Raw genomic sequence first — 13,210 nt, forward strand, 5'->3', positions numbered from 1 at the left:
ATTTAAAATAATCAAATTATATTTCTAATTTAGAAACAATCCAAAATACATTGCGTATAGAGCGAAAAAGAAAAAAGAGCCTTTCTTACGATTTTAAAATACGATCGTATTTTGGAGAGTTTGTTACATATCCCTATTTTTGATCGGATTAACAAAGAGGTGTAGCGTGAAGAAAATCGCCATATTAGCATCCGGTAATGGCAGCAATGCTGAGGAAATCATGAAATATTTCCAGGGTTCACAAAAGGGCAAAGTTATATTGATTGGATCTAACAAAAAAGAGGCCTTTGTTCTTGAAAGAGCCCGAAAATTCGGAATTGACAGTTTTATTTTTAACAAAACAGAAATGGAGGATGGAGGCGTTACCAAAAGGCTTCAAGAGAACAAAGTAGATTTTGTTGTGCTTGCAGGTTTTTTGCTGAAAATCCCAGACAACTTATTGCATGCCTATCCCAACCAAATAATCAATATACATCCAGCACTTTTGCCCAAATACGGAGGGAAAGGAATGTATGGTACAAAAGTACATGAGGCGGTTAAAGCATCAGGGGATAAACAGACAGGAATAACTATTCATTTGGTAAATGAAAATTATGATGAGGGAAAAATTATCTTTCAAGCTGCTGTAAGCATCAGTCCTGAAGATGATTCAGAGGCTATTGCAAAAAAAGTACATCAATTAGAGTACAAATACTTCCCAAATGTGATCGAAAGTCTACTATAATGCCTTGATTTTCCTACCTTTGCGACTTGAAAAAATTCTCACCAAAATAGAACCATAAGGCATCTGACAAAAGCTAATTTATGTCTATGTCTTTATTGTATTTCAAAAAACATGGCCAGTAAAAAAATTCAATCTGCACTCATTTCCGTTTATTACAAAGACAATCTTGAACCCATCATTGCCTTATTGAAGCAACATGGAGTCAAAATATACTCTACAGGTGGTACCCAAAAATTTATTGAGGATCAGGATGCCGAAGTAATCCCAGTGGAAGAACTTACCGGGTATCCCTCAATTTTTGGAGGAAGGGTCAAAACGCTTCATCCAAAAATCTTTGGAGGTATCCTGCATAGAAGGGAGCATGAAGGAGATGTAAGTCAAACTACAGAATTTGACATCCCCGCCATTGACCTTGTAATAGTAGACCTTTATCCTTTCGAAGAAACAGTTGCATCAGGTGCTTCAGAAGCAGATACTATCGAAAAAATTGATATCGGTGGAATTTCCCTTATCCGTGCTGCTGCTAAAAATTTCAAAGATGTGGTTATCATCGCTTCTAAAGCCCAGTATGGAGAATTAGAAGAAAAACTAAAAACTCAAAGTGGGGCTACTACCCTTGAAGATAGGAGGTATTTTGCAACTCAGGCATTTCAGGTATCTTCTCATTATGATACTCATATTTTTAAGTATTTTAATCAAACAGAGGACATCAAAGCCTTAAAGATTTCTGAAAATAAAGCAAAGACACTCCGGTATGGGGAAAACCCCCACCAAGCAGCCCATTTCTTTGGTGATCTGAATGAAATGTTTGATCAATTGAATGGAAAGGAATTGTCTTACAATAACTTGGTCGATATTGACGCTGCCGTAGCATTGATTGCCGAATTCAAAGGAGAAACCGCCTTCGCAATTCTTAAGCACACCAATGCCTGTGGTGTAGCAATTGCTCCTACAGTAAAAGAAGCCTATCAGAAGGCTTTCGCTGCTGATACCACTTCTGCTTTTGGTGGGGTACTGGTAACTAACCAAACTGTGGATCTGGCTGCAGCAGAAACGATGAACAGCCTGTTTTTTGAGGTACTAATAGCTCCTTCTTTCGAAAATGATGCATTGGAATTATTAAAAAGCAAGAAGAATAGGATACTCTTGCTCCAAAAAATAGCTGCTCCGGGAACAAAACTGGTCAAAACATTACTTAATGGATTTATTGAACAAGACAAAGATTTAAAGACCGAAACCATAGCTGACTTTAAAGTTATGACCAAAGTGGCACCTTCGGATGAAGAGAAAAAGGCTTTGGTTTTTGCTGCTAAAATCTGTAAACATACCAAATCCAATACCATTGTACTGAGCAATAGCAATCAGCTTTTTGCATCAGGGGTAGGCCAAACCTCTAGGGTGGACGCATTGAAACAGGCCATAGAAAAAGCTGGGTCTTTCGGTTTTGACCTCAAAGGTGCAGTGATGGCTTCTGATGCCTTTTTCCCTTTTCCTGACTGCGTAGAAATTGCTCATGGTGCAGGTATCAATGCGGTGGTACAGCCGGGAGGATCTATTAAGGATAAAGATTCTATTGATTATTGTGATGCCTATGGCATGAGTATGGTCATGACGGGAGTAAGGCATTTTAAACATTAAACGATATTAAAGAAGATAACCTGTTATTTAATGGACACAAAACCATCTGGGGTTTCAACAGTAAAACCTCGATGGTTTTTTTATTTACCGGATTCTATCTGCTAATTTGCAACTCAGCGCTAACAGCCCTGAAAATTGCGTAAATTGGTAGAAAGTGTTTATTAAAATGTCACTTTCATTTCTATTTAGCGTACAAGTTTAAGATGAAACAACACCAACTTAAAATTTACAATACCCTTTCCAGAAAGAAAGAAAATTTTGAACCCATTAATTCTCCTTTTGTAGGCATGTATGTTTGTGGGCCTACTGTTTATGGGGATGCCCATTTGGGTCATGCCCGTCCTGCAATTACTTTTGACACAGTTTATAGGTATCTAAGTTATTTAGACTATAAGGTGAGGTATGTCAGAAACATCACGGATGTGGGTCATTTGACAGGTGATGCAGACGAAGGGGAAGATAAGATTGCGAAAAAAGCTAAATTGGAGCAATTAGAACCCATGGAAGTCGCTCAGCAATACACTGATACCTATCATAGGGATATGGAGCTTTTGAATACTATTAAGCCTAGTATTGAACCCAGGGCAACGGGTCATATTCCTGAGCAAATAGCTTTGGTAACTTCAATATTGGAAGAAGGCCTTGCTTATGAAGTCAATGGTTCCGTTTACTTCGATGTTTTGAAGTACAATGAAAAAGAAAAGTATGGGAAACTTTCCGGAAGGGTTCTGGAGGAATTGATGGTGGGAACACGTGATTTAGATGGGCAGGGAGAAAAAAGAAATACTGTTGATTTTGCACTTTGGAAAAAAGCTGCACCAGAACACCTTATGAAATGGGATTCACCATGGGGGCTTGGTTTCCCTGGCTGGCATTTAGAATGTACAGCCATGTCATCAAAATATTTAGGTAAACATTTTGACATACACGGGGGGGGGATGGACCTTATGTTTCCTCATCATGAATGTGAAATTGCCCAAGGCAATGCATGTAACCATCAAGATCCTGCAAAATATTGGATGCATAACAATATGATTACCATCAATGGGCAAAAAATGGGGAAATCATTGGGCAACTTTATAACCCTACAGGAATTATTTACAGGAGAGCATAAGTTATTGGAACAGGCGTACAGTCCCATGACCATTCGGTTTTTTATCTTAACTGCACACTACAGATCTACATTGGACTTTTCCAATGAGGCACTGAAGGCTGCTCAAAAAGGGTTTAAAAAAATCATCAATGGACTACAGATTGCAAAAAAACTGAAATATGTCAATGAGGAAAATGTCCACTTGGATGAGGAACAAGTCAGACAGGTAACAAGCAGTATTCAAAATGCCTACAGGGCTATGGATGATGATTTTAATACCGCTCAAGCCATCGGTCATGTGTTTAATCTATTGAAAAAAATAAATTCCTTTTACACGGGACAGTTGAAGCCTGGTGTACTTGGGGAAACTATTTTTCAGAAAATGATAAATACTTACATTATTTTCGTGGAAAAAATCCTGGGGTTAAAGGAGGAACAACCCGAGACCCAAGAAGGACTTATCAATGTTTTGCTGAAAATATATGGTGAAGCCAAAATAGCAAGAAATTATGATAAAGTTGATGAAATAAGAGCTGGTCTTAAAGAAATGGGCTATGTAGTCAAAGACATGAAAGATAAAATTGATTGGGCATATGAAGAGTAAGTTGTTATTATTGTCCTTACTGGTAGCTATATTTTGGTCCTGCAGTGGAGATAAAGTTAGTGATGGTATCCAAGAACCGATAGTTTTCAGGTCGACACCCGATTTTAATGCAGATTCAGCCTATTTCTTTATCCAGAAGCAAGTAGACTTTGGTCCAAGAGTACCTAATACCGATGGCCATAGAAAGACGAGAGATTGGTTGATAAGGAAATTTGAAAGCTTTGGGTTGGAAGTAAAAACACAGGATTTCCAAGCCAGAACTTACGATAATCTCACTTGGGATTTGACCAATATTATTGCATCTTATAATCCCTCTGCCAAAAAAAGGATTTTACTAGGGGCTCACTGGGATACCCGAAGGATTGCTGATAAGGACACCGAAAGAATGGATGAGCCTATAGATGGAGCCAATGATGGAGGGTCCGGGGTAGGTGTACTTCTAGAAATCGCCCGGATTATTTCCGCTCTGGAAGAAAACCTTGAAATTGGTATTGATTTTATTCTGTTTGACGGTGAAGATGATGGAGAACCTGAGCACAGCAATTTCAAAAACAATAATCAAATTTGGTGGTGTTTAGGATCTCAACATTGGTCAAAAACACCGCATCAACCAGGATATTCGGCCTATTATGGTATTTTGGTAGATCTTGTCGGAGCAAAAGGTGCTAGATTCTATAGAGAAGGCTATTCCATGCGATATGCTAAAAACATTGTTAATAAAGTATGGAATTTTGCTTCAGAATTAGGATATTCAGACTTCTTTATAGCAAAAGACGCTCCGGAAATTATTGATGACCACGTCTTTGTAAATCGAGATGCAAAAATTCCAATGATTAATATTGTTGAGTTTTCTCCAAATTATGGGTTTGGCCATTACCACCATACCCATTTGGACAATATGGATATCATAGATCGGCGGACATTAAAAGCCGTAGGTCAGACAGTTTTGTTCACGCTGTTTCAGGAATAATTTAATTCCATAACCACATACAACCATGAAAAAAGGGCATCAGGTTACAATGAAAGAAATTGCCAAAAAGCTGGGGGTTTCTGTTTCAACTGTTTCCAGGGCGCTTAAAGACTCCCCTGAACTACATCCAGAAACCAAAAAGCGGATTGTAGAAATGGCCAAGAGTATGAATTATCAATATAATTTGTTGGCACAAAGTCTAAGGATCAGTAAAAGCAAAGTTTTAGGGGTAATTGTTCCCGAGTTGACTTCACACTTTTTTTCCAGTAATATCAGTGGCATTCAGGACACCGCTTACAAAAGAGGTTATAATATAATGATTTGCCAATCCAACGAATCCTATGAACAGGAAAAAGCCAACGTAAGGACTCTGGTCTCTTCTCAAGTGGATGGTTTATTGATTTCCCTCAGTAGGGAAACAAAAAATTACGATCATCTAAGGGAATTATATGATCGTGAGATTCCATTTATGATGTTTGATAGGGTTACAGAAGAAATACCCGTTTCAAGAGTAACAGTGGATGATGCACATGGTGCTTATTTGGCAGTGCAGCACCTTCTTGAACAGGGTTGTAAAAAAGTGGCTTATTTTTCAGGCCCTGAAGACTTATATATCAGTAAAAAAAGGAAAGAGGGATATTTGCTTGCATTGGCCGAGTTTGGAATATCTGAAAGTGATAGTAAAATCTATGTAACTGACCTTACTGCCGAAATGAATCGCGAAATGACATTAAAAATGTTGGAAAGTAATGATAGGCCTGATGCAGTATTCGCAATGATTGACCCACTGGCGGTAGATATCATGATGGTTTTAAAAGAGAGAGGAATCAAAATCCCAAATGATATTGCATTGGCAGGTTTTACCAATAATCCTACCTCGGCAGTAATTGAACCTTCTTTGACAACAGTTTCTCAACCTGGTTATGAGATGGGCCAAATTGCAGCCAATCACCTGCTGGATCAACTGGACGACTTGGTTTCGGATGAACCCCAATCATTTATATTGCATACTACGCTTGTTCCAAGAAATTCATCCAAAAAAGCTTAACTAAGAACAGAATTAAAGTAAACCCTATTGAGCCTATGACACCTATTTTGGAATCAAAGCGATTTGGTGAAACTCCCGAAGGTGAAGAAATTACTTTATTCACATTAAGTTTGGGAAATAAAATCAGTATTTCCTTCATGAACTATGGGGCCACTTGGACACATCTATTCATTCCAGACAAAAATGGGAATCTGGAAGATGTTGTTCTTGGGTTTGATGATTTAAAAGGTTATTTACATCAAGAATATCTAGATAATTATTGTTATCTAGGATCGACAGTAGGAAGAGTAGCCGGCAGGTTTTCTGGAAATCAATTTTCCATTGATGGCAAAACATATCATTTGCCAAAAAATCAAGGAGGAATTCATTTGCACGGGGGAATGGAAGGCTGGGATAAAAAAATCTGGATAGCACAACCATTTGAAACCGACGATTCCTCAGGGGTAACCTTTTTTTATAAAAGTCCAGACGGAGAAGAAAACTATCCTGGCACAGTTGAAGCTTGGGTAACCTATACTCTGGATGCCAGCGGTTCCTTTGAAATCAGTTATAAGGCAATTACAGATAAAAAGACTATAGTCAACCCTACCAATCATGCTTATTTTAATTTAAGTGGAGATTTTTCAAAGAACATTGAAGACCATGAGTTTTGGGTGGACGCTGAACATTACCTGCCTGTCAATGTAAACAGCCTACCTACCGGTGAAATTGCACATGTCGCAGGAACTCCCTTTGATTTTAGAAGACCTTCTTTAATTGAGGCCCATCTTCATCAGCAAAACGATCAGCTTAAACTGGCAAATGGAATTGATCATTGCTTTGTTTTAAACCCCTCTGAAAAGTCTGCAATCCTGCATCATCCCAAATCGGGAAGGACACTTACATTATCTACCACAGCGCCAGGGCTTCAGGTTTATACCGGAAATTATCTGAATGGATCTTTCAAGGGCAAAGGCAACTCCCCATTTGATAAAAGAGCCGCCATTTGTCTGGAAACTCAATATTTCCCGGATGCGCCTACTCATGCTGAATTTCCCACAATTCTTTTATTACCGGGTGAGGTGTTTAAATCAAGGACAGTTTTTGCATTTTCTGTAGAAGAATGAGAGCTCAGGTCATCAAAAAATTCATGGAAGTATTTCAGCATGAGCAAAAGACAGTATGCTTTTCTCCTGGCAGGATTAATTTGATAGGTGAACATACGGACTATAATGAGGGTTTTGTCATGCCTGCAGCCATTAACTTGGGAATTTATATGGCTTTAGCTGCCAATGATCTGTCAATTTGCAGGGTATACTCCATAGATTTTGAAGAAGAATTTACCTTTCATTTGGAGGCATTGGCTCCAAAAAAAGGACATTGGGCAACGTATATCATGGGGATTATCTCCCAATTGCAACAGGCAGGTTATCCAGTTAAAAGCTTTGATATGGTTTTTGGAGGAGACTTACCTATTGGAGCTGGATTGTCCTCCTCTGCGGCCTTGGAATGTGCGGCAGGTTTCGGTTTATCCCAATTGTTTAAGTTTGATATTCCCAAGCATTCCTTAATTCATTACGCCCAAAAGGCCGAAAATTTATTTGCAGGGGTACAATGCGGCGTTATGGATCAATTTGCCTCTGTCATGGGGAAAAAAGATCATGTCATCAGGCTGGACTGTAGAGATTTATCATTCGACTATTTCCCCCTTAATTTGGAGCACTATCAATTATTACTCGTTGATACTCAGGTAAAGCATTCCTTGGCTGATTCTGCTTATAACAGTCGAAGATTTGATTGCGCAGAGGTTGTATTGCTGGCACAACAAAACCAAGTGGGCATAACATCTCTTCGGGACCTAAAATTGAAACACTTAGATGAGATAGTGCCTTTTATTGAAGAAGAGGTTTTGGGAAGAGGAATTTATGTCATTGAGGAGAATGAAAGGGTTATGGAAGCCTCTGAGGCCTTAAAGGAAGGTAACCTAATAAAGGTTGGGGAATTAATGTATGCCTCACATCTGGGGCTAAGTGATAAATATGGTGTAAGCTGTCCCGAACTTGATTTTTTGGTAGAATTTACAAAGCCTTTGGATGCAATCTTGGGCAGCCGAATGATGGGCGGCGGTTTTGGAGGTTGTACAATAAATATTATCAGGAATGACTTTCAAGAAGAGTTTCAAAGAATAATCACCTCTGCTTATGATCACCGCTTTATGAAGTCCCCTAAATTCTATCAAGTAAGGTTAGAGGAAGGAACAAGATTGATTTAGCCGTCCATGATAGAATTTACAGTTCAAAAACATAAAAAAAAGCAGTCCCAAGGGACTGCTTTTGAATTTTTAATGAGCGGTCATCACCTCTGTTGATTTGGCGTTCTTTTGCCAAATAAAGAAAATGATAAACAAAACGATCAATATTCCAGGAAAAGAGACCATTTTCAATAAAGTAGCTTGCCCGGCAGCAAGCTCTGTATCGTGTACAAGTCTAGCTGTATCAATCCATTTACCTATAATTGGCTGAAAAATTGCGGTTGAAAACATCCCCACTCCACCAATGATTGACATACCTAGGGCACCGCTCAAAGGAACTCTTTGCGCAACAGCTCCCACCATTACTGGCCAAAAATAACAAACGCCTATTGCGAAAATAATTGCTGCGAAATAAGCCATCGGACCAGTTACTACACTGAATAAGTATACTCCCAAGGTAGCAAAAATAGCCCCTCCCAGAAGTACTCCAGTTTGTCCGAGTGTCTTTACTACAGGCCCTGCAAAGAATCTCCCCACTGCCATTACACCGGTTGTCAATGCGAGAATTAACATTCCACTTGCCCCACTTTCACTCATCACAATATTTACCCACTGTTGAGGACCAAATTCTGAAATTGCTGTCAATGCCATGCAAATAAATAAGAAAATAAAAACAGGGGAAAATAATGCCTTTACATTACTTGCCAAAGATGTAACTCCTTCTACCGTTGGTTTCGGGAAAGTCTTACCAAAGAACAAAACAGCATATGCTATCGTAGGAATCATAATTACCCACATTTGTGCCTGCCATCCAAATCCGCTATCAGTCATGAATTTAGAAACAAGGCTTCCTATAACAATTCCTCCAGGGAACCACATATGGAACCTATTGAGCATTTTGTTCATCTTTACTCCGGAATACATGTCCGCAATCATTGGGTTACATGCTGCTTCTGTACAACCATTGCCAAAGCCAATAAATAAAGTGGAAATCAAAAGCAATCCATATCCTTGGGCATAAATGGTCAAAATAATACCCAATGTATGAGTTATAAAAGCAATACGCATGATATTTTTAGGGCCTACAGTATGATAGAAAATCCCTCCTAGAATCATTGATATGGGAAATCCTAAAAACCACATGGAATTGATAAACCCTAATTGTTCAGCTGTTAAACCAAATTCTCTTCCCAATTCGGGTAGAATTCCTGCTCGGATGGAGAAGGATAGGGCTGTTGTGATAAGTGCCAAGCAGCTTGCATTAAACAAAGCTCCTTTATTGATGTTTTCGTTCATTGTAGTTGGGTTTAAAAGGTTTAAATTGACTTAATAAATAGGATGATTGGTTAAATTATTCGGAAAATATAAAAAAAATTACGGATTACTATTTTGCCATCTATAAAAATATCAATAAGACCTTCTTTCCCAATGGATTATTTTAATTTAATTCCTTTCTTTTCTACCTTTAAGCCTATCAATCTACGATAAAAATACTGTCAGAAATATTTTGATAAGTTTCATCAGTTCGGTTTTTGTACTGAATTTTGAGAACATAGGAGCCAGTAGGTAATTTTTCTCCATCAAAAGTGCCATCCCATATGCAAGAAGCTTTCCTATCTGTAATATCCTTGTCACTACAATAAAAAAGTAGCTGGCCCCATTTATTATAAATCCAAATACTCAATTCATCTACCAAGTAATTAGAATAAACCATGAAATTCTTTTCACCATTCAAAGGTTGAACAGCGTTGGGATATACAACTTGAAATTTACAATTCTCAACTACTGTAAATTCAGTGGAATATTGGCAGCCCTCAATATTGGTAACAGTTAAAGTGTACTGACCTGGCCTTTCTGGTTGAAAAAGTCTTTGCGAATGTACCACCTCTCCTTCAAATACCCATTCATAAAATTCAAAAGACCCTGGATCAATGATTTCTGCAGCTTCGTAAAATAAACAGATTACGTATTCATCTTCTGTTATTGGCCTTACTTCATCTACACTTTTTAAAATCAAAATTTCATCTTGCGCCAAGATACAACCCAAATGATTCATGGCTTCCACCTCATATACTCCCTCCTCCTCTATTGCGACAACCAATTCATTCTCAAATTGGGTCAGTTCCAATTTATTACCATTGGGATCCAAATAATACCACACAATTTTGTCTATCGAGTCTTCTTCGGTATTAAGACTAAGTAAAGTAAATCCTGGATCTTCGCAGATAAACCCTCCAATTATTTCTAAATCTACGGAAGTCACGGGTTCATCAATAATAAAAGAGATAAAAGGATCAGGACATGGACGGCTTCCCAATGGCCTTACTTCCAAAAAGAATTCCCCAAAAAATTCAGGCTCAAAAAACTGTCCATTACTTAAACTGTCTAAGTTTTGATCATACCAGATGAATTCAAATTCATCCGGATTGGCATCAACGATATTTGCCCAATAAATTAATTTACCATCACAATCTTCTTCATATATTTCAGGCAAAAAAGTAATAGATTCATTTATTAAAACTTCCACTGTTTTGATGATCCTACATAGGTTTTCCGCTTCATTTGCACCATTTGCCTCAAATTCATAGACACCTTGTTCATCAAATGTAAAGGACTCTCCAGTTTCAATACTCAATAATTGACCGGATGGCGTTTTTATTGTGAAGACTAAGTCTAATTCAGTTTCAGGAACCAATTCGAAAGAATCACATATATTGAGGTTTTCAGGAATGTCAAATAAAGCTTGGTTTTCACTGATTTCCACAAGAATGAGTTTTCTACCTATTTCACATCCCAATTCGTTAAAAAGTGCTACTTCATATGCGCCAATCTCCTCCACTGTAAATTCATTCAAGTCATCGAATTGTGGCAGATCAATACCATTTCCGTCTTCATCATAAACCAGCCATCTTATTCTATCTACCTCATCAAAATCCGTATCAAAAGAAATCACAGAAGTCGGGTCAAAGGGACAAAATGGTGTAGCCCTTAAATCAATATCCAGCTCCAAAACCGGCCTTCGGACTTCAAATACCTTAGCGGGAATTGGACAGGATTCAGTATTCAGTGGTTGAACATCCAACTTAAACTCCCCAAAGGAGGTCGGAAAAAGAAAACGGCCTGTACCAATTACTTGGTCACTTTCATTAAACCAACGGATGTTCAATTGACTAATATCTACATTTGGATCAGCAAACTGAACCTCAAATGTTTTATTACCAAAACAGTCTTCATTCAATAATATTGGTTCATATTCCACGGGTTGGGTCACATTGACAAAAAAACTTCTTTGTCTTGGGCAAAGACCAGTCTCTTCATTTAAAACTTTACCCACAATAACATATTCACCGGCTTGATCTAATGTGAATGCTTGGTTAAAATTTCTTTCGACAATAGTACCATCCGGATAGGTCAAAGAATAGCCTAATTCTTGTTGACTTTGTGGGATAAAATCGAATGATTGACAAATATTTATAACACTAGGAATATTAAACTCAACTTGAGGTGTAGTAGGAATCCAAATCCTCTCTGGATGAGAGTACCTACAGTTCTCTTCATTTTCCAGCTGAAAATAATAATTATTAGATGGTAGATTAATTAAAATTTCACTTTCATTAAAAACATTAAACAAACCTTCATCATTGGGTAGTTTGAGGCCTATCGAATTAAAAAATTCAAGGGTTCCTGTGAAAGGTTCTTCTAGAAAGATTGTAACACTCCCATCTGTTCTGCCAATATCACTACAGGTTTCTCTTTGAACTTGGATATTTAAAACATTTAAGTCAGACGGTATCTCAGTAATTTCGATGTTAAATGGTATCCATGATTCGCAAGTACCTTTCCTCAGCCTTATTGTGTAAGTTCCTGATTCTAAATTATCAATGGATAATTCCTCTCCTTGATCAAAATCTCCATAATTCATAAACCAAACCCCTCCCTTAAAAAGAACCAATTGGTCAATATCAGAAAGAGCCTGAATTTGTACAATTCCATTATTAATCGTACAATCCTCTGTTTCAAAAACTTCAAGATCAATTTCAGCTAAAGGAAAAATCTCAAATGGAACTGTTTCTGACGCCTTACAAAATCGATTGTCTGAATTATCTACTCTAAATATAATATCATACAAACCATGCCCATCTAAATCTAAGGCATTAAATGTTAGTTGATTTCCATTTCCCAAAACCTCTTCTAAGCCATTGTCCAAATTTCGGTAATACCATGTACCATTTATATTGCTTCCAGCATTTAAGGTGATTGGGGTCCAACGTAAGCATGAAGAAGAAGAGGAAATGTTCACATTATAATCTTGTGGCAACTTTACGTTTGTTGCAACTGAAAAAGGACAAATTATTTCTCCATCTTCATTGAAAGTGTAAAATTCAGCAGTATAAATACCAACCTGATTTACGGTGATTACATTTCCTGTTCCTACTATCTCATTCGAAGCATTTTTCCATTCAATTACAAAATCGTTAACTTCTGGACTTCCCGGATCAATTAATGTCAATTCTGCTCCTTGCCCATCACATATTAAATAGGAACTTTGAATAACCAAATCTACCCCAGGGTTGATTATGATTTCTTTTGAATTTGAATATACCTGATTGGTTCCCCTTCTTATATTCAATTCAACAGTATAAATGCCATCAGTTGAAAATGTATAACTAAAAGTTTGAAAAGCACCCTGTCGTTCCGTAACCAAACTGCCATTTTGATCAATTATTCTCCAGCTAAAGACGTCTGTTGCTCTTCCTCCTCCAAAAAAATCCCCTATAATACTTCCATAATAAAGGCAAAGTTCATCTGGACCTTCCAGCACAAAATCGTCTTCATTTAATCTTAAACTTTCTGCTTCATGTGGGAAAAACATGCTTCCTATCTCCAATCCTACAACAGAGAA

The 13,210-nt window shown here is 37.7% G+C and carries 9 protein-coding genes; 7 read left to right on the plus strand and 2 right to left on the minus strand.

Annotation, left to right across the window (positions count from 1 at the left end; translation table 11 throughout):
• Positions 1-166 precede the first annotated feature (166 nt).
• The 7 genes from purN to QZT73_RS09925 all read left to right on the plus strand — a co-directional run bounded on the left by purN (position 167) and on the right by QZT73_RS09925 (position 8,328).
• Positions 167-724: a phosphoribosylglycinamide formyltransferase gene (gene purN, locus QZT73_RS09895; protein WP_291785279.1), complete on the plus strand. Its 558-nt coding sequence runs from the start codon at positions 167-169 to the stop codon at positions 722-724.
• A 111-nt stretch (positions 725-835) separates the two neighbouring features.
• Positions 836-2,362 carry a bifunctional phosphoribosylaminoimidazolecarboxamide formyltransferase/IMP cyclohydrolase gene (gene purH, locus QZT73_RS09900; protein ID WP_291787904.1) on the plus strand — a complete coding sequence of 509 codons (1,527 nt, stop codon included), beginning with the start codon at positions 836-838 and terminating at the stop codon, positions 2,360-2,362.
• Positions 2,363-2,565: 203 nt separating this feature from the next.
• Positions 2,566-4,059 carry a cysteine--tRNA ligase gene (gene cysS / locus QZT73_RS09905; protein ID WP_291787906.1) on the plus strand — a complete coding sequence of 498 codons (1,494 nt, stop codon included), beginning with the start codon at positions 2,566-2,568 and terminating at the stop codon, positions 4,057-4,059.
• A complete protein-coding gene (locus tag QZT73_RS09910) occupies positions 4,049-5,029 on the plus strand; it encodes a M28 family peptidase (protein WP_291785285.1) in 981 nt (326 codons plus the stop codon). The genes cysS and QZT73_RS09910 overlap by 11 nt, the downstream gene beginning before the upstream one ends.
• Before the next feature lie 25 nt (positions 5,030-5,054).
• Positions 5,055-6,077 carry a LacI family DNA-binding transcriptional regulator gene (locus QZT73_RS09915; protein ID WP_291785288.1) on the plus strand — a complete coding sequence of 341 codons (1,023 nt, stop codon included), beginning with the start codon at positions 5,055-5,057 and terminating at the stop codon, positions 6,075-6,077.
• A gap of 35 nt (positions 6,078-6,112) precedes the next feature.
• Positions 6,113-7,183 (plus strand): aldose epimerase family protein, encoded by a 1,071-nt coding sequence (locus QZT73_RS09920; protein WP_291785290.1) that lies wholly within the window; start codon positions 6,113-6,115, stop codon positions 7,181-7,183.
• Positions 7,180-8,328, plus strand: coding sequence for a galactokinase (locus tag QZT73_RS09925; RefSeq protein ID WP_291787908.1), 1,149 nt, complete (start codon positions 7,180-7,182; stop codon positions 8,326-8,328). Before QZT73_RS09920 ends, QZT73_RS09925 begins: the two co-directional genes overlap by 4 nt.
• Positions 8,329-8,397: 69 nt before the next feature.
• Here QZT73_RS09925 and QZT73_RS09930 read toward each other — a convergent pair whose 3' ends face one another.
• A complete protein-coding gene (locus tag QZT73_RS09930; RefSeq protein WP_291785294.1) occupies positions 8,398-9,603 on the minus strand; it encodes an MFS transporter in 1,206 nt (401 codons plus the stop codon).
• Between the two features lie 178 nt (positions 9,604-9,781).
• Positions 9,782-13,210, minus strand: a 3,429-nt coding sequence (locus tag QZT73_RS09935) for a gliding motility-associated C-terminal domain-containing protein (protein WP_291787910.1), incomplete at its 5' end; no start/stop codon positions are given.

It is taken from the genome of Cecembia sp. (genome assembly GCF_007126775.1).
GTDB lineage: Bacteria > Bacteroidota > Bacteroidia > Cytophagales > Cyclobacteriaceae > Cecembia.